At 68.0% G+C, this 17,416-nt stretch carries 14 protein-coding genes and 1 other annotated feature; of the genes, 6 read left to right on the top strand and 8 right to left on the bottom strand.

Annotation, left to right across the window (positions count from 1 at the left end; genetic code table 11):
* Positions 1-27 precede the first annotated feature (27 nt).
* Together ACZCLJ_RS13410 and ACZCLJ_RS13405 are read left to right on the top strand one after the other, a co-directional pair.
* Positions 28-552, top strand: coding sequence for a DnaJ family domain-containing protein (locus ACZCLJ_RS13410; RefSeq protein ID WP_463104055.1), 525 nt, complete (start codon positions 28-30; stop codon positions 550-552).
* A 444-nt stretch (positions 553-996) separates the two neighbouring features.
* Positions 997-2,234 (top strand): IS3 family transposase gene (locus ACZCLJ_RS13405; RefSeq protein WP_463104054.1). Its coding sequence is split into 2 segments (ribosomal slippage): positions 997-1,276 and positions 1,276-2,234, totalling 1,239 coding nucleotides; the frame shifts between segments, so codons are not numbered across the junction.
* Positions 1,275-1,388 (top strand) — a sequence feature (AL1L pseudoknot). (Overlaps the previous gene by 114 nt.)
* 122 nt (positions 2,235-2,356) lie before the next feature.
* Here the strand turns inward: ACZCLJ_RS13405 and ACZCLJ_RS13400 are convergent.
* Complete coding sequence (locus tag ACZCLJ_RS13400; protein ID WP_463104053.1) at positions 2,357-3,247, bottom strand: hypothetical protein; 891 nt, start codon at positions 3,245-3,247, stop codon at positions 2,357-2,359.
* The gene (locus tag ACZCLJ_RS13395) at positions 3,240-3,761 is read right to left on the bottom strand and encodes a hypothetical protein (protein WP_463104052.1); all 522 of its coding nucleotides are present in this window, start codon (positions 3,759-3,761) and stop codon (positions 3,240-3,242) included. Before ACZCLJ_RS13395 ends, ACZCLJ_RS13400 begins: the two co-directional genes overlap by 8 nt.
* A 109-nt stretch (positions 3,762-3,870) precedes the next feature.
* Between ACZCLJ_RS13395 and ACZCLJ_RS13390 the strand changes: the two genes are divergently transcribed.
* Positions 3,871-6,063, top strand: coding sequence for a KAP family P-loop NTPase fold protein (locus ACZCLJ_RS13390; protein WP_463104051.1), 2,193 nt, complete (start codon positions 3,871-3,873; stop codon positions 6,061-6,063).
* Between the two features lie 252 nt (positions 6,064-6,315).
* On the opposite strand, the gene ACZCLJ_RS13385 is transcribed toward ACZCLJ_RS13390, so the two are convergent.
* On the bottom strand, positions 6,316-8,964 hold the full coding sequence (locus tag ACZCLJ_RS13385; RefSeq protein ID WP_463104050.1) for a replicative DNA helicase: 2,649 nt from the start codon (positions 8,962-8,964) through the stop codon (positions 6,316-6,318).
* A 331-nt stretch (positions 8,965-9,295) separates the two neighbouring features.
* On the opposite strand from ACZCLJ_RS13385, the gene ACZCLJ_RS13380 reads away from it, so the two are divergent.
* Positions 9,296-10,651, top strand: coding sequence for an MATE family efflux transporter (locus ACZCLJ_RS13380; protein ID WP_463104049.1), 1,356 nt, complete (start codon positions 9,296-9,298; stop codon positions 10,649-10,651).
* 200 nt (positions 10,652-10,851) lie between these two features.
* Here the strand turns inward: ACZCLJ_RS13380 and rplI are convergent, their stop codons facing one another.
* The 5 genes from rplI to ACZCLJ_RS13355 all read right to left on the bottom strand — a co-directional run bounded on the left by rplI (position 10,852) and on the right by ACZCLJ_RS13355 (position 15,219).
* The gene (gene rplI, locus ACZCLJ_RS13375; RefSeq protein ID WP_251152935.1) at positions 10,852-11,298 is read right to left on the bottom strand and encodes a 50S ribosomal protein L9; all 447 of its coding nucleotides are present in this window, start codon (positions 11,296-11,298) and stop codon (positions 10,852-10,854) included.
* Positions 11,299-11,317: 19 nt separating this feature from the next.
* On the bottom strand, positions 11,318-11,554 hold the full coding sequence (gene rpsR / locus ACZCLJ_RS13370; protein WP_021481584.1) for a 30S ribosomal protein S18: 237 nt from the start codon (positions 11,552-11,554) through the stop codon (positions 11,318-11,320).
* A 91-nt stretch (positions 11,555-11,645) separates the two neighbouring features.
* A complete protein-coding gene (locus tag ACZCLJ_RS13365; protein ID WP_251152936.1) occupies positions 11,646-12,188 on the bottom strand; it encodes a single-stranded DNA-binding protein in 543 nt (180 codons plus the stop codon).
* Between the two features lie 160 nt (positions 12,189-12,348).
* Positions 12,349-12,639: a 30S ribosomal protein S6 gene (gene rpsF, locus ACZCLJ_RS13360; RefSeq protein WP_251152937.1), complete on the bottom strand. Its 291-nt coding sequence runs from the start codon at positions 12,637-12,639 to the stop codon at positions 12,349-12,351.
* A 192-nt stretch (positions 12,640-12,831) separates the two neighbouring features.
* Positions 12,832-15,219, bottom strand: a complete 2,388-nt coding sequence (locus tag ACZCLJ_RS13355) for a transglycosylase domain-containing protein (RefSeq protein ID WP_463104048.1) — start codon at positions 15,217-15,219, stop codon at positions 12,832-12,834.
* Positions 15,220-15,622: 403 nt separating this feature from the next.
* Between ACZCLJ_RS13355 and ACZCLJ_RS13350 the strand changes: the two genes are divergently transcribed.
* Together ACZCLJ_RS13350 and ACZCLJ_RS13345 are read left to right on the top strand one after the other, a co-directional pair.
* Complete coding sequence (locus ACZCLJ_RS13350) at positions 15,623-16,318, top strand: PadR family transcriptional regulator (protein ID WP_463104047.1); 696 nt, start codon at positions 15,623-15,625, stop codon at positions 16,316-16,318.
* Positions 16,315-17,406 (top strand): inositol-3-phosphate synthase, encoded by a 1,092-nt coding sequence (locus ACZCLJ_RS13345; protein ID WP_251152940.1) that lies wholly within the window; start codon positions 16,315-16,317, stop codon positions 17,404-17,406. Before ACZCLJ_RS13350 ends, ACZCLJ_RS13345 begins: the two co-directional genes overlap by 4 nt.
* Positions 17,407-17,416: the final 10 nt, after the last annotated feature.

Raw genomic sequence — 17,416 nt, 5'->3', positions numbered from 1 at the left:
GTATGGCAACGATGGGACGGAGTGACGATGGCTGACCCTGACCCACCACCGGCGTTCTTCAACCCGTACGCGGTCGCGATCGACGAGGAGGTGGCGATCGCGCTGCTGGCCGACATGCATGTTCGGAAGGCGATCGAACGAGGAGACTTCGACGACCTGCCCGGCAGCGGCAAGCCGCTCGACATGCCCGACCGCCACGACCCCGACTGGTGGCTGAAGAACCTCCTGAAGCGAGAGAGGCTCGTGGTGCTGCCGCCCTCGATCCAGCTGCGCCAGGAGGACGCCGCACTGGACGAACGCCTCGACGAGATGTGGAGCGAGGCGGACGTGCGTCACGAGATCGAGGAGTTCAACAGGCACGTGCTTCGTGGCCGCTACCAGCTGCCCGCCGGACCGCCCCTGGTCACCATGCCGCGGGACGTCGAAGCGACGATTGCCGCATGGGCGAGTCGCCGCGCGAGGCGGACCGCGGAGGCACGAGCCAGGGCACGTGCGGACGCGCCTGATGAGAGGCGCCACCGACGTCGACGAGTCCGTCAGCGCCGCCGGTAGGTCCCGTCGCCGAACGGAGCTTCGGCTTCTACGCGCTGGCGAGCCAGGTGGTGCCCACCACGCACGAGGAGACCTTGAGGTTCCGGAACCTCCAGAACCCGACTCTGAACGCCTCCAGAACCGGTCGTTTCCGGGCCACCGTGATCCTGCGGCCCCCGCCCCCGGCCCGAGCCCTCGTCCCCTTTGTTGAGGACTGGTCGGTTCGATCTACCGGCAGATCGCTCAATCAGGCTGCTGCATCACACCACGTCTTGCACGTCGACGACACTTGTCGACGTGCAACGCAGACTGCGCGGACACGCCGCTGTACTTTGTGTGATCCCGGGCGTGTCGAGCAGGCTGCGAAAAGTAGGTTGCACGCACTAGTGGTCTGTGGACGAAGCGCTGCACCTTTGAACCGCCCCGACTTCCATAGAGGCTCTCAACCCACGGAGGATGAGGGTCATGGCTGCACCGAGGAAGTACCCGGACGAGCTGCGTGAGCGCGCGGTCCGGCTCGTGCTGGACGCGAAGAAGGACCCGGTGACTCGTCCGGCGGCGTGCCGACGGATCGGCGAGCAGCTCGGGATCAACCCCGAGACGCTGCGCGGATGGGTCAACCAGGCCGAGACCGATGCTGGAGACCGCCCCGGGACCACCACGAGCGACGCGCAGAGGCTGGCTGACCTGGAGCGTGAGAACCGCGAGCTGCGGCGCGCGAACGCGATCTTGCGCAGCGCGTCGGCTTTCTTCGCGGCGGAGCTCGACCGCCCGTCGCCCAGGTAGTGGAGTTCATCGACGCCCACCGCACCGAGTTCGGGGTCGAGCCGATCTGCCGCCAGCTGCAGGTCGCCCCGAGCACGTACTACGCCGCTAAGGCCCGCCCGCCCTCGGCCCGTGCCGTCAGCGACGTGCAGCTGACCGAGGTGATCCGGGTCGAGCACGCCGCGAACTACGGCGTCTACGGCGCGCGGAAGATGTGGCGGCACCTGCACCGTATCGGGCACCCGGTCGCACGCTGCACCGTCGAGCGGCTGATGCGGTCCGCCGACCTGCGCGGCGTGGTCCGCGGCCGGGCAAAGCGCACCACGACCCCGAGCAAGGACGGCACCCGCGCCGGGGACCTGGTGAACCGGGCATTCACCGCCCACGCCCCGAACCAGCTGTGGGTCGCGGACTTCACCTACGTGCGCACCTGGTCCGGGTTCGCCTACGTCGCGTTCGTCATCGACGTGTTCTCCCGGATGATCGTGGGCTGGAAAGCCGACACGAACATGCGCGCCGGCCTGGTCACCGACACCCTCGAGATGGCCGCCTGGACGCGCGGGCGGACCGGCGTCACCGACCTGACCGGGCTCATCCATCACAGCGACGCCGGGTCCCAGTACGTCTCGCTAGCCCTGACCGAACGCCTCGCCGCGCTGGGCATCCGCGCCTCGATCGGGACCGTCGCCGACGCCTACGACAACGCCCTCGCAGAGTCCACGATCGGGCTGTTCAAGACCGAAATCATCCGCCGGCGCGGGCCCTGGCGAACCCTGGACGACGTCGAGATCGCGACCCTGGAATGGGTCGACTGGTTCAACAACCGCCGCCTACACACCGAGCTCGGCGACATCCCACCCGCCGAGCACGAGACCAACCACTACCGTCAGAACCCTGCGTCAACGACGCTGGAAACCAGAGAACCGAGCCTCCACTGAACCCGGGGCGGTTCACCTTCTCCTGAAACCTCTCGGCTCCGCCAAGGATGACGCTACCGGTCCGCCGTGGATGCCACGACCTCCGCAGCGGCCCGAGGGCTGCCCGAATCGCTTCCAAATCCCTACTTCGAGTTGTGCATCTCGTTGAAGCCCTTGCACGGCCCCAGGTCCGCGTCGCAGTTGAGGAGGCCCTGCTCAGCGGCGGCGCGAACGTGAGGGCGATCATCGATCTCTCCGAGGTCTTTCGTCATTTCAATGATGCGCGCTTGAGGGTACCGAGGCCGTGCCACGAACGACGTCTCGTGCAGAACAGCGTTGACCGCGCTCGCGTAGGCAACGACAAGGTATGACTCACCCACGACGTGCCGGCACTCGGCGGCGTCGCAGATCGAGCACTCGCCGTCTTTGCGCTCCGCCACTTTTGGGTAGGTCTCGCCCATCTGGTGATCACAGTCTTCCACTAGGCGAGCGCAGATCGAGCACGCGAAGTCGCTGACCAGGCCGACGGACAGCCCCATGCGCAGGTGTGAGACGTTGATGGGACAATCCGTCCAATACGCTTCGTCGCGCCAGACAACGGGGCAGCCAAAGAGGCCCCGATTCACGAACGCAGCCCGGTGAATCGCGCTGTGCGCACTCTCCTTCAGTTCATGCTCTTCGAGGTAGTTCAGAGCCGCCACCGCCGAAGTAATTGAGTTCTTGATGTGAGGCTCGATCGCGTTTAGAGTCGCCGGGTCAATGGTCGCTCTAAACTGCACCCACTCGCCGCGCTTCTGTCGTTGAATGGCAAATGCCACGTCCTCGTCATCCTCGACCAGTTCAAAGTCCAGGGTGGGCATCTCCTTTGCACGATCACCAAGGATGGCAAGTACAGCGGCATACTCGTCAGCGGCCGCCTGCATCGCCTCTCGCCCGTAGTGGTCAAGGTAGCGCTCGCGGTTCGGTCCGCCGGATGGCGGGATCGGTCCCCACTGCATCAAGAACGACTTGAACCGGAGTTCACCCTCACTCATGTTCCTGTCCCCCGATCCTCTTCCGCATCTTCGCTGACCCGTTCAGCTCGCGCAGGGCACGGAGCACATCCTCCCCCTCCCCCTCGATCTCGTAGTTGTGGCCAGTCTCTGTCTCGGCAACCGAGACCCTCAGCGGCAGTTTCGCTGCCTGTTCCGGTGTCCATCCCTGCGTGTCGGACCGGTGGGCGATGAACAGCGACACCGTGAGGATTAGCCAGTCGCTCGCCATGGTGAGGCACGCCAAGCCCAAGGCCCACGTCTCTGGGTCGATGCTGAACTCAGACAGGTACTTGCGCGAGCCCTCAGGCATCGAGAACTCGACGGGGAGGTCAGCGGATCGCGCAGCCTTCGGGAGATAGCGGACGTTCTCCGTGTAGCGCAGTCCTCCATCGGCATCGTTGCCGGTGGGCAATACCGTGCGAGTCGGAATCACGTAGATCGTGTCGGGGTCAACGACCTCGGGGATCGCACCCGGCAGAGGGCCCCACTCGTCCACGGTCACTTGGCATGTCATGCCGGAATCCTATTCCGGCCCTACGACGCATTGCTCGCCCATCCTTATGGGAGTTGCGGTCCGGGTCTGACAGAGGCTCGTGTCGGCGATGCCAGCTACGGTCGGTGGCATGTCGGACACCCCCAACCCCGAACCAGCACGGCCAGGTCTCCTGAGTGACGACGCCCGTGATGGTACTGACGCGCGTCCCGACGAACTGGACCGCCAAGGCTATGCGGACCACCTCACGAGGCTACTGAACAACGTCCGCGTGCAGAGCGAGTCAACGGTCCTCGCGCTCATTGGCGACTGGGGGTCGGGCAAGAGTTCCGTCCTCGAGATGTTGCAGCGTCGGCTCCAGGATCCCTGGCGCGTCGCGGTCTTCAACCCCTGGACCTACCCCGACACCCCGAGCCTGCATCGCGGGTTCTTCAACGAGCTCACATCCGCCCTCCCCGTTGGAAACCGCCCCGGGGGCGCTCGCGCAAAGGTCGGAGACTTCGCGCGGACGATCAGTCCACTCGGGAAGCTCGGCAGCCTGGTCGGACTTGACGCGCAGGACCTGCTCAAGGCCGCGGGGGATCTCATCGCTGGCGACGCCAGCGCCTCAGCAGCCAAGAAGTCCGCCGAGGATGTGCTGCGCGCCGCCGACCTCCCAGTGCTGATGGTCGTCGATGACCTTGACCGGCTGACGCCCGACGAACTGCTAGAGGTTCTGAAGCTCGTGCGCCTGGTCGGGCGCCTCCCGAACGTGTACTACCTGTTGTCCTACGACGAGCGCACTCTGCTTGACGTCCTTCTACGTACCGCGGTCTCCGGAAACGACGAGGGACGGGCTCGCGCCTATCTGGAGAAGATCGTCCAGGTTCGCCTGGACATGCCCGCCCTCCGCGCTCCTCAACGAGCAAGGCTGCTCAATGACGGACTGGACAAGATCGGCGCTGCCGTCGGTCTGCTTCTGACGGAGGAGGATGAGCGACGACTGAGCCAAATCTACTTCAGCGTCCTCGACCGTCGCCTGTCGACTCCGCGCGCGATCACTCGTTTCCTCGGCCAGATCCAGGCCTTCTACCCGCTGCTGCACGGAGAGGTCGACTTTGTCGACTTCTTCCTCGTCAACTGGCTGCGCACCCAGGAGCCAGGTGTATACCGAATACTCCAGAACTACCGCGACGATCTCCTCGGGCAGGACTTCTCGCACCTCACCCTCAGTCGCGACGCGGCTGCTCAACAAAGTCGGCGCGCACGGTGGGACGAGCGTCTTCGCGACGCGCACGTCCAACAAGCCGATCTCCCGGGCGTGATCGAAGTTCTCTCCGCGCTCTTCCCGCAGATCAGGGCCGCATTCACTGATGCGCACTACTTCGCGGAGGCACGACAGCGGTCGACGCCGAAGTCGATCAGCCATCTCGACTACTTCGACCGCTACGTGAACTTTGGCATCCCCCAGGACGACGTATCCGATGCAGACATCGCGACGGCAGTCGAGGACGTCACCAGGTCGGCAGACACCCCGGCGGTCGCACGACTCTGCGAGGAGATCGCCAACGAAACAGCACGCGCCATGCGAAAGCTCGACGCGCTCCGAGGAGCCCAGGTCCCCCTGCCCGAGACCGCGCTCTTCGACCTGATCGCGCGCACGTCGCCCAAGATTGACCGACGGCGCAACGACCTCTTCGACAACCCCTGGCTCGCCGCCGTGCGAGGTGGGGCCGCTTGTCTCGCAACCATGGGCACCGAAGTAGCCGTCAACACCGTCACCCAGCTCGGAAACGTCCAGGAACTCGAGGAGTACGTCGTCGACGTCGTAGGTCTCCTAAAGCCTCGGGACACCGATTCCGTAAACGAATGCCTGCCCGCTGGGTTCGACTTCCCGTCCGTGGAGAGCGCCGCGTCTGCGGTCATCAAGGCTTCCCTTGAGGCGCATGCCGCGAGCAGTCCACTCAATGACGGTGCCATGACAAGATTCTGGACATGGCGACATCTCGACCCTGCCGCTGCCAAGGCGTGGCTGGTGAGCCAGGTCGACGCTGGGCGCTGGTCCATGACGGATACGGTGGGCGCCTTCACCACCACGCTGGTAGCCGTTGGAGTGCCGATCCCAGACCCGCGCATTGGCGACTGCGACATCCGCGCCGTGGACGAGATCTTCGGCCTCGAGCGAGTGTTCGCCGAACTGGAATCGGACCTGGACGCCGCAACCCCACTCAGCGGCAGCGGTCATCGAGTACCTGCGACCCCTGAGAACCGCGTTCGGCACGCACTGCTCAGCCTGAAGCGGGAGAGGGAATCACTCACCGACGTGGGGGAGCACCACACCTGACACACCCGCTGACCCACGGAACCTCCGTCAGGCAGATGTGGTCATAGTCAGACTCTGGTGGTCGTTCAGCCCGCCCCTCGAACGGTGAGGCCCGGCCGGACTATCGCACCTCCAGGTCACCGGGCGAGACAACGGTCCCCTGACCAAACGCCACCACGCCATCAGTTAGCCAACACGTTGCAAAGCGTTAGCCATGCAGCATAGGTGGAGGATCGTGCAATCTAGGCTGTACGTCGACAAACACTTGCGCGACTACATCTGCATGTCAGCGAAGCGTTGGTAGTGCCCCTGGAACGCCACAGTGATGGTGTCCGTCGGCCCGTTTCGGTGCTTGGCCACGATGAGGTCTGCTTCGCCGGCGCGCGGCGACTCCTTCTCGTAGGCGTCCTCACGGTGCAGCAGGATCACCACGTCGGCGTCCTGCTCGATGCTGTTGTGAGCCGCGATCCCGTTGGCGATGAAGTTGTGCCCGTCGAGCACCGTGGCGTCGAAGACCTGCTTCTCCCCGACCGGCTCGATGGCGACGACCTCGTCCCACAGCAGGTCGTTGACCGCCATGATCTCGAGCTCCTCGCTCTCGAGGACGGCAGCGATCTTGCCGAGGCGGTGCCGGGAGGGGGCGTTCTTCCACAGCGCACTCCCGCAGAACTGGGTGCCGATCGCCGAGGCGAACTCCCGCTGCGTCATCCCTCTCTCGACGAGGATCTCCCGCACGTCGTCCCACACACGACGCGGCACGGTGTCGACGTTGGTGTTCGACCGTGTCTCGCGGATGATCGCGAGCAGCTTCTCGGCGATGTCGCCACGGTCTCCATGGACGCCGATCTCCTGGAGGAACCGGCGCTGGTCGTCCACACCGCTGACGTCGAGCGAGTAGCCAGAGCGGTAGTCGCCCTTGATCGTCGTCCGGCGCAGCCGCGTCGAGATGCCGAACCGGAGCAGGAGCCGCGACAGGCCATCGACGAGCTCGCGTGAGGTGGAGGCGTAGTAGATGCGCCCGCTGCGTCCGTTCTTGTTCACCGTCACCGAGCCGTCGGTAGCCCAGATGTGCTTGATGAAGAGCGCGATCTGACGCTTCGGCAGGTGGAAGACGCTCGTCGGAATGAACTTCTCGTGGCTGCGCGCGCCGAACAGACCCATCTCGTCCAGCCACTCGGCGATCGGGTTCCGTCGACCGCGGGCGAGCCTGTACGGCGCCGGGAGCCGGAGGGTCGTCACGCGGGCAGCGGCGTACTCGTCACGGATGGGGGTGATCCCGAACGCGGTCGCCGCGTCACTGACCGCCGTGAGGTTTCGCTCGTCGATCGAGGCGTAGCGGATCGGCCGACGCTTGACGAACGACCCGTCGCCGAGGAGATGAGCCAGCATGACGACCTTCCGGTCGTCCCACTCGGCGTTCCGCTCGGGACCAGGGACGTGGCGCGGCACACCGATGCGCGAGCCGACCTCGAGGTCGCCGAGGGCTGTCCAGCCGTCGTAGGTGAGGAACGGGTGGTTGGCGGTCGCCTCGATCTCCTTGCCCGACGCGAGCCGCATCCGAAAGACGGGCTTCACGCCCGTCGGGAAGACGTGGGTCAGGTGCCGGCGCACGTACTGGAGGCGGTCGTTGAGCGCCCACACCGGGACGTCCTTGGCGTTGAGGGCGAACAGCTCCCCCATCGTCGTCTCGGCCCCCGTGTCCGCGCGCAGGATCTTCGTGTCCTCCGTCAGGCAACCCGACTCGCGAAGGTCGCTCATCTGCGGTTTCTTGTCACCACGCTGCTCCGGTCCACGGTTCAGCTGCGAGATGGCGATCACCGGAACTTCGAGCTCCTTCGCGAGCAGCTTGAGCGCACGCGAGAACTCCGAGACCTCCTGCTGTCGCGACTCGACGCGCTTTCCCGAGGACATGAGCTGGAGGTAGTCGATGACGACGAGCTTGAGGTCGTGCCGCTGCTTGAGCCGCCGGCACTTCGCCCGGATCTCCATGAGCGACATGTTCGGCGAGTCGTCGATGAACAGCGGCGCCTCGGCGACCTTGCCCATGGTGCCGGCGAGCTTCTGCCAGTCGCCGTCGTCCATCTTTCCGGAGCGCATACGCGTCAACGGGACCTTCGCCTCGGCGGCGAGCAGACGCATGGTGATCTCGTTGCGGCTCATCTCGAGGGAGAAGATGACGGACGCCATCTGGTGGTGCACCGCGGCATGCGTGGCAACGTTGATTCCCAAGACGCTTTTTCCGATGGCCGGACGCGCCGCGACGACGATCATCTGCCCGGGGTGCAGGCCGTTCGTCAGCCGGTCGAAGTCAGAGTAGCCGGTCGGCACGCCGGTCATGCCCTCGCCGCGTCCCTGCGCTGCCTCGATCTCGTCGAACGTCGGGCCGAGGATGTCGGACAGCGGCGCGTAGTCCTCCGTCGTCCGCCGCTCGGTGACGGCGTAGACCTCGGCCTGGGCGTTGTTGACGATCTCGTCGACGTCCCCGCCGTCGGTCGCGTACCCGAGCTGGACGATGCGCGTCCCGGCCTCGACGAGGCGGCGCAGCACCGCACGCTCGCGCACGATGCGCGCGTAGTACCCGGCGTTCGCGGCGGTCGGGACGCCGGCCATGAGGTCGTGGATGTACGGGGCGCCGCCGATACGCTGCAGCTCCCCGCGCTTGGTCAGCTCGGCGACGACCGTGATGGCGTCCGCCGGCTCGCCCCGGCCGTAGAGGTCGATGATCGCGTCGTAGACGAGCTCGTGCGCCGGGCGGTAGAAGTCGTTGCCGCGGATCTGCTCGATGACGTCGGCGATCGCGTCCTTGGAGAGCAGCATGCCGCCGAGGACGCTCATCTCGGCCGCGACGTCCTGAGGCGGCGTACGGTCGAAGCCGGAGTGACCGGATCCCCCGTAGCTCTCCTCGAGCTCGTCGATCGACATGCGCCCCTCGTTCCCCCGGGGACGCGGCCCTCTCGGGGGCGCCCCGGGCATCGCCCGCGTCGTACACCTGTCCTACAGCGGGCCACCCACACGACTGTCCCGGTGGCCGCACCTCCCACTGCCGACAGGCACGACCCCGCGACACTAGATCCGCCTCCCGGGCACCGCAAACGTGCCTGTGCACGGGCCGGTGGACAGGCAGCCACAACCTGTGGACACGCGCCCTCATGCTGTGCACACCCGGTGGACAACCATGTGGACAACGACGGGATATCCCTGTGTACAGGTGGCCGGAGCCCGCCTGACCAGCATCTTCATTACCCTCAGGGGTGTGGATGAAAGAAAGTCGGACGACACGCCGACGACACGCCGGTCGCTGCTCGACCGACAGATCCTCGCCCTCGCGGTCCCTGCCCTCGGCGCCCTCGTCGCCGAGCCGCTCTTCGTCCTCGTCGACTCGGCCGTCGTCGGACACCTCGGCACCGCGGAGCTCGCCGGCCTCTCGCTCGCCTCGACGTTGCTCGTCACGCTCGTCGGCCTCTGCGTCTTCCTCGCGTACGCGACCACCGCGGCCGTCGCACGACGCCTCGGCGCCGGGCAGGAGCGCGAGGCCCTCCAGTCCGGCGTCGACGGCCTCTGGCTAGCCCTCGGCCTGGGGATCGTGCTGGCTGGCCTCCTGTGGATCACCGCACCCTGGGCCGTGGGCGCGATGGGCGGGACGGGAGACGTCGCGGAGCACGCCGTCGTCTACCTGCGCTGGTCCGCGTTCGGCCTGCCCGGCATGCTGCTCGTCCTCGCCTCCACGGGCGTGCTCCGCGGGCTGCAGGACACCCGCACGCCCCTGTGGGTCGCCGCCGGCGGCGCGACGGCCAACGCCGTGCTCAACGTCGTCCTCGTCTACGGCGTCGGGCTCGGCATCGCCGGCTCGGGCATCGGGACCGCTGTCGCCCAGCTCGGCATGGGCGCGATCCTTGTCGCGGTCGTCGTGCGCGGTGCCCGACGACGCGGCGCGGCCCTCCGCCCCGCCGCCGGTGGCATCTGGGCCAACGCGCGCGCCGGCACACCGCTGTTCGTCCGCACCCTGTCGCTGCGCCTCGCGATCCTCCTCACCGTCTTCGTCGCCACCGGCCTCGGCGAGGTCACCCTCGCCGGCTACCAGGTCGTCGCCTCCGTCTGGGGGCTCGCCGCGTTCGCGCTCGACGCGCTCGCGATCGCCGCGCAGGCGCTCGTCGGCTACGGCCTCGGCGCCGACGACGTCCCCCGGGTCCGCGCCGTCCTGCGCCGCACCCTGCAGTGGGGCGTCGCGGCAGGCGCGCTGCTCGGGCTCGTCATGGCCGCCGGCGGCTGGTGGTTCGCCCTGCTCTTCACGTCCGACCCCGACGTGCGGACCGCCGTCGCGCTGGGCATGGCCGTCTGCGGCTTCCTCCTGCCCATGGCGGGGTGGGTATTCGTGCTCGACGGTGTGCTCATCGGCGCCGGCGACGGCCGGTTCCTCGCGTGGGCCGGCATGCTGACGCTCGTCGTCTACGTGCCGTTCGCGCTCGCCGTCCGGCACTGGGCGCCCGACGGCGCGGCAGGCCTCGCGTGGCTCTGGCTCGCGTTCGCCGGGGTCTTCATGGCGGCCCGCGCCCTGACCACCGGTCTCCGCGCCCGCGGCTCGCGCTGGATGGTCACCGGCACCGCCTGAGCCGACGTGTCAGGACCACAGGACACCCGAGCGTTCCCCGACCCTGACACGCGGTCTCGTCGCGCATCGTGTCAGGGCCACGGGACACCCAGGTGACCTGTCGTCCTGACACGGTCCGGGAGCGACACGAAGGCCCGGCACCTCGGGAGAGGGACCGGGCCTTCGACGTCCGAGCCCGAGGGCTCAGCGGTACTGCGGGATCAGGCAGCGACGACCTTCACCGCGACGGTCGCGGAGACCTCGGGGTGCAGGCGGACGGAGACCGTGTAGTCGCCCGTCGACTTGATCGGCTGACCGATCTCGATCTTGCGCTTGTCGACCGACGAGCCGGCAGCGGCGACCGCGGACGCGATGTCCGCCGTCGTCACGGCGCCGAAGAGACGACCGGCGGTGCCGGCCTTCGCCTCGACGACGACCGGCTTCGACTGCAGCGAGTCGCGGATCGCCTTCGCGTCGTCGAGCGACGCGATCTCGCGGGTCTTGCGCGCCTTGCGGATCGCGGAGACCTGCGACTCGGCACCCTTCGACCACGGCGTGGCGAGCTTGCGCGGGACGAGGTAGTTGCGGGCGTACCCGTCCTTGACCTCGACGACGTCGCCGGGCTCACCGAGACCGGTGACCTCGTGCGTCAGGATCAGCTTGGCCATGAGTTCTTCCCCTTCCCGCTCAGCGAGCCGTCGACGTGTACGGCAGCAGAGCCATCTCGCGGGCGTTCTTCACCGCACGGGCGATCTGGCGCTGCTCCTGGACGGAGACGCCGGTCACGCGACGCGCGCGGATCTTGCCGCGGTCGGAGATGAACTTGCGCAGCAGCGCGGTGTCCTTGTAGTCGACCGACTCGATCTTGGCCGACTTCAGCGGGTTGGACTTCTTCTTGGGCTTGCGCACCACAGGCTTCGCCATGGTGTTGCTCCTCTACAAGGTGCGATCTGAGCCGTGGCCGCTCACGCGGCGTCGGGCACCAGATGTCGGGTGTTCTGGGTGAGGCGAACGGTCAGAACGGGGGCTCGTCCGAGAACGAACCACCGGACGACGCGGGACCAGCCGTGGCCCACGGGTCGTTCTGCTGACCGCCGCCGGAAGCGCTGAATCCGCCACCGCCGGAGGCTCCGCCGGAGCCTCCGAAGCCGCCACCGCCGCCGCCGAAGTTGCCGCCGCCACCGCCACCCGAGCGCTGGGCCCGGGTGACCTTCGCGGAGGCGTAGCGCAGGGACGGACCGATCTCGTCCACCTGCAGCTCGACGACGGTGCGCTTCTCTCCCTCACGGGTCTCGTACGAGCGCTGGACGAGACGGCCCTGCGCGATGACGCGCATGCCCTTCGTCAGCGACTCCGCGACGTTCTCCGCGGCCTCGCGCCAGATCGAGCAGCGCATGAACAGCGTGTCGCCGTCCTTCCACTCGTTCGACTGGCGGTCGAAGGTCCGCGGCGTCGACGCCACCGTGAAGTTGGCCACCGCCGCACCCGCAGGGGTGAAGCGCAGCTCCGGGTCACCCGTGAGGTTCCCGATCACCGTGATGACGGTGTCACCTGCCATGGCCTGCTCCTTCGTGGTTCGTCGGTGTCGTCGGCGTCGATTCTCGACTCGTACGATCTCTCGCCGCTCGCGCGTCGGCCCATCCCATCACGCGGCGCCCACACGCGCTACGGCGTGGGGACGACCCGTGGACGAGGGCCGAGAGGGGGTGCGGGGAGGGTCAGCGAGCGTCCGTGCGCAGGATCTTGGTGCGCAGCACGACCTCGTTGAGGCCGAGCTGACGGTCCAGCTCCTTGGCGGTGTCGGACGTCGAGGTGAAGTCGACGACCGCGTAGATGCCCTCGGACTTCTTCTTGATGTCGAACGCCAGGCGGCGACGACCCCAGATGTCCACCTTGTCGACGGTGCCGCCGTCGGTCTTGATGACCGACAGGTACTTGTCGAGCGACGGGGCGACGGTGCGCTCCTCGACCTCAGGGTCGAGGATGATCATCAGTTCGTACTGGCGCATGCGGGTAACCCACCTCCTCTGGTCTTCGCGGTCACGGTCCATCCGTGACAGGAGGGTTTTCATGCACTGCTGTGCGCTCTCGCGCACCTGCTGCCCGACGACGTCGCTCGCCCAGGTGGGCGGGCGTCGGCGTGGACAGCAGCTCCCCAGGCTACCCGCACGAGGCGGGGCCCGGGAAATCCGCGGGCGGCGTCAGCCTCCGGCGCCGCCGCCGCCGTTCCCGCCTTCGCCGGGGCCGCCACCGTTGTTGCCGCCACCGGGTTCCTCCGTCGGCGGCGGCTCGGTCGGCTCGGTCGGCTCGGTCGGCTCGGTGGGCTCCTCGGTCGGCTGGGTCGCCGGGTCAGGTCCCTTCGACACGACGATCGAGATCGTCGAGCCCGGGGGCACCTCGGCCATCGACGACTGGCTCAGCACGAACCCGCGCGGCTGCTGGTCGGAGAACTCCTCCGTGACCCGCACCTTGAGACCGGCCGCCTGGAGCGCCGAGCGCGCCGCGCCCTGCTCCATGCCGACGACGCCGGGGACCGTGACGTTCTCCGGCTGCTCGACGGGGGCCTCCTCCGTCGGCTCCTCGGTCGGCGTCTCCGTCGGGGTCTCGGTCGGCGTCTCGGTCGGGAGCGGCTTCTTCGGCGGGGTGTACTCGGGGAAGTTCTCCACGGGCATGCTCGCCGTCGCCGCCTGCATGTACGACGTCCAGGCCTCGACCGGCCACGTACCGCCGGTGATCTGCTCCCACCCGCCGAACGGCGTGATCTCCGACTCGGAGACACCGTCGTCGCCCACCTGGTAGAGACCCACGACGGTTGCGAGCTGCGGCACAAATCCCGCGAACCACGCGGACTTGTTCTCGTTCGAGGTACCGGTCTTGCCGGCGACCGGCCGGTTGAGCGCCTGGGCGGGGTTGCCCGAGCCGCCCTCCGCCTCGACCACCTGCGTCATCGCGTACGTCGCGGCCGCGACGACCTGCGGGTCGAACTCCTGCACCCGCTTGTCGGCCCCCGGCGCCTGGTAGACGAGCCGTCCCTGCGCGTCGACGACGGACGCGACGACGTGCGGCGTCGACCGGAGACCGTCCGCGGCGAGGGTCGCGTAGGCGCCCGCGAGATCGACCGGGTGGACAGTCGCCGTCCCGAGGACGTTCGCCGGGTTCGGCAGCACCTCGGTCTTCTCGCTGATCCCCGCGCGGTGCGCGACGTCGGCCGTCTTCTCCGGACCGATCTCGACGTTCAGCGCGGCGTAGACGGTGTTGACAGACTTCGCGGTCGCCTCGACCAGGTCGGTGCTGCCGTACCCGTAGCCGCCGAAGTTGGTCACTGGCCTGTCGAAGCCGTCGATCTCCACGTCGTTGTCACCGTTGAAGCGCTCGTCGAGGGTGCGCCCCTCCTCGAGCGCCGCCACCAGCGTGAAGGGCTTGAACGTCGATCCACCCTGGGCGGCACCCTGCGTCGCGTTGTTGTACGGCTGGGAGATCGCGTCGGGACCCCCGTACAGCGCCCGGATCGAGCCGTCGTTCGGGTCGACCGACACGATCGACACCCGGAGGTTCGGGGACGCCCCTTCCGGGACGGAGCCGGCCGTGTCGACCGCCGCCTGCTGGAGGGCCGGGTCGACGGTCGTCGTGACCTTGTACCCCTTGCTCTGCAGCATGTCCTCGGTGATGTTCTGCTCCGCGAGCTCCTTCTCGACCATGGTGAGGAGGTAGCCCGTGGGGCCGGCGTACTTGTTCGACTTCACGTACTCGACAGGCTGCGGGAACCCCGCGGCGATCGCGGCCTCGTGGTCGGCCTTCGAGATGTGACCGTCCTCTTCCATCTGACGCAGCGTGCGCTCCCAGCGATGCGTCGCCTGCTCGAGGTCGTTCGCCGGGTCCCAGTTCGTCGGGCTCGGGATGATGCCCGCGATCATCGCGGACTCCGACAGCGTCAGCTCCGCGGCCGGCTTGCCGTAGTACTTCTGGGACGCAGCCTCGATGCCGTACGCGCCGCGCCCGAAGTAGATCGTGTTGAGGTAGTTCCCGAGGATCTCGGACTTCTCCTGCTGCTGCGTGATCTTCAGCGCGAGGATCGCCTCGCGCGCCTTGCCCGCGTAGTCGGTCACCGTGTTCGTGTAGTAGCGCTCGACGTACTGCTGCGTGAGCGTCGAGGCACCCTGGCGCCCGCCGCCCTTGAGATTGTTGTAGAAGGCGCGCGCGATGCCCCGGACGTCGACGCCCGAGTTGGTCCAGAAGGTGCGGTCCTCCGACGCGACGACGGAGTCGCCCACGTACTCGGGGAGCGTCGCGAAGTCGACGATCTCGCGGTTCTCGACGGCGTAGGTACCCATCGTCGTCGTGCCGTCGCCCCAGTAGACCGTCGACGTCTGCGCGTCGACGGTCGGGAGCTCGTCAGGCACGTCGGTGGTGAACCACGCGGCGACGAGCACGCCCGCGACGAGCGCGACGCCCGTGAGCATCGTCCCGACGACGACGCGCCACGACGGCAGCCACCGACGGAAGCCCTGGACGCGCGAACGCGGGTAGTCGAAGAAGCGACGACGCCCGCTGGCGGTCGTCCGTCCCTTCGTCCTCGTGGATCGCGCCACGGTCTACCTTCCTCTGGGGGGCGAGCGGAGAGCGGCACTCGGCGCGCTCGTGGCCCGTCACGACCCGGCCCGGGGTCCGACGCCGCATCCCCGCCTGGGGCGAGGGACGTCGTCGGGCACGGGACCGGCACACGGCGGACCACCCTGAACAATAGGGCGTCGCCCTGCGCGCACAAGGGTGTGCGGTGCCGATCGGCGGATGCTGCCCCATTGATTCGCCCGGGCGTCCCCGCGCCTCCGCGGGTCCTTCACAAACCCGGGCGAGCCCGTGACGCGCGTCTCACCGGCGAGCCTGCATTGCGCGACACCTCGGAAAGACCTAACCTTCCGATGTATCGACTCGATACATCGAGTCCTCCGGCCGCTCGGCCGGCGAGGCGTGAGGCAGTCAGGAGGTGGGATCGTGCGCAGCAAGACACCGGTGCTCGAGACCGCGATCCTCGGCCTGCTCAACGAGTCGCCGCTGCACGGGTACGAGCTGCGCAAGCGGCTCAACATCATGCTCGGCTCGTTCCGTGTGCTGTCGTACGGTTCGCTGTACCCGGCGCTGAAGTCGCTCGTCGCGCGGGGCCTCATCACGGGGACCCAGCAGACGGCGGCGCAGACGGCGCTCGCCCCGGCCCTGTCGGGCAAGCGGGCGCGCATCGTCTACGAGCTCACGGCCGAGGGCAAGGAACACCTCCAGGACGTGCTGGCCTCCTCAGGGCCGGCCGCGTGGGAGGACGAGAGCTTCGACGTCCGGTTCGCGTTCTTCGCGCAGACCGACGCCGAGACCCGCATCCGCATCCTCGAGGGCCGGCGCACCCGGCTCACGGAGAGGCTGGAGGCGGTCAGGGAGTCCGCGGCCCGCACCCGCGAGCGGCTCGACGAGTACACGCTCGAGCTGCAGCGCCACGGACTCGAGCAGGTCGAGCGCGAGGTGCGCTGGCTCGACGGTCTCATCACCACCGAGCGCGACCGGACCTTCGGGCACCCCCGAGGGAGCGCTCGCGCACGACCCAGCAGCACCCCGCATCCTGCGGAACCACCCGAGCAGGAGCCCGACGGCGCACGGCGACCCGAGGACCCTGGAACTTCGAACACCAAGGAGCGAGGATGACCTCCATCCGCGTCGCCATCGTCGGCGTAGGCAACTGCGCATCGTCTCTGGTCCAGGGCGTGCACTTCTACCGTGACGCCGACCCGAGCAGCACCGTCCCGGGCCTCATGCACGTGCAGTTCGGCGACTACCACGTGTCGAGCCTCGAGTTCGTGGCGGCGTTCGACGTCGACGCGAAGAAGGTCGGCTTCGACCTCTCCGAGGCGATCAACGCCTCCGAGAACAACACGATCAAGATCGCGGACGTCCCGCCGCTGGGCGTGACCGTCCAGCGCGGCCCGACGCTCGACGGCATCGGCAAGTACTACGCCGAGACCATCGAGGAGTCGGACGCCGAGGCGGTCGACGTCGTCGCCACGCTGCGCGAGGCCCAGGTCGACGTGCTCGTCTGCTACCTGCCCGTCGGTTCCGAGGCCGCTGCGAAGTTCTACGCGCAGGCCGCTATCGACGCCGGCGTGGCGTTCGTCAACGCCCTCCCCGTGTTCATCGCGTCCGACCCGGAGTGGGCCGCGAAGTTCGAGGAGGCCGGCGTGCCGATCGTCGGCGACGACATCAAGTCGCAGGTCGGCGCGACGATCACGCACCGCGTGCTCGCCAAGCTGTTCGAGGACCGCGGCGTCGTGCTGGACCGCACGTACCAGCTCAACGTCGGCGGCAACATGGACTTCAAGAACATGCTCGAGCGCGAGCGCCTGGAGTCCAAGAAGGTCTCCAAGACGCAGGCCGTGACCTCCAACCTGACCGGTGCCCTGGCCGGCAAGACGGAGGACCGCAACGTCCACATCGGCCCGTCGGACTACGTCGCGTGGCTCGACGACCGCAAGTGGGCGTACGTGCGCCTCGAGGGCCGTGCGTTCGGCGAGGTCCCGCTGAACCTGGAGTACAAGCTCGAGGTCTGGGACTCCCCCAACTCGGCCGGCATCATCATCGACGCCGTCCGCGCCGCGAAGATCGCCAAGGACCGCGGCGTCGGTGGCCCGATCCTCTCGGCGTCGACCTACTTCATGAAGTCCCCGCCGGTCCAGATGGAGGACACGAAGGGCCGCGCCCAGCTCGAGGCCTTCATCGCCGGCGAGGTCGAGCGCTGATCCGGAGCGC

Source organism: Cellulosimicrobium sp. So1_17, from assembly GCF_055181235.1.
This window is presented reverse-complemented; position numbering and strand designations above follow the sequence as displayed.

Bases quoted from the DNA above. Each gene is read 5' to 3' on its own strand.
- rpsF (WP_251152937.1), bottom strand. From the start codon at position 12,639: ATGCGCCAGTACGAACTGATGATCATCCTCGACCCTGAGGTCGAGGAG.
- ACZCLJ_RS13385 (WP_463104050.1), bottom strand. From the start codon at position 8,964: ATGTCGATCGACGAGCTCGAGGAGAGCTACGGGGGATCCGGTCACTCC.
- rpsR (WP_021481584.1), bottom strand. From the start codon at position 11,554: ATGGCGAAGCCTGTGGTGCGCAAGCCCAAGAAGAAGTCCAACCCGCTG.
- ACZCLJ_RS13390 (WP_463104051.1), top strand. From the start codon at position 3,871: ATGTCGGACACCCCCAACCCCGAACCAGCACGGCCAGGTCTCCTGAGT.
- ACZCLJ_RS13345 (WP_251152940.1), top strand. From the start codon at position 16,315: ATGACCTCCATCCGCGTCGCCATCGTCGGCGTAGGCAACTGCGCATCG.
- ACZCLJ_RS13410 (WP_463104055.1), top strand. From the start codon at position 28: ATGGCTGACCCTGACCCACCACCGGCGTTCTTCAACCCGTACGCGGTC.
- ACZCLJ_RS13395 (WP_463104052.1), bottom strand. From the start codon at position 3,761: ATGACATGCCAAGTGACCGTGGACGAGTGGGGCCCTCTGCCGGGTGCG.
- ACZCLJ_RS13400 (WP_463104053.1), bottom strand. From the start codon at position 3,247: ATGAGTGAGGGTGAACTCCGGTTCAAGTCGTTCTTGATGCAGTGGGGA.
- rplI (WP_251152935.1), bottom strand. From the start codon at position 11,298: ATGGCCAAGCTGATCCTGACGCACGAGGTCACCGGTCTCGGTGAGCCC.
- ACZCLJ_RS13365 (WP_251152936.1), bottom strand. From the start codon at position 12,188: ATGGCAGGTGACACCGTCATCACGGTGATCGGGAACCTCACGGGTGAC.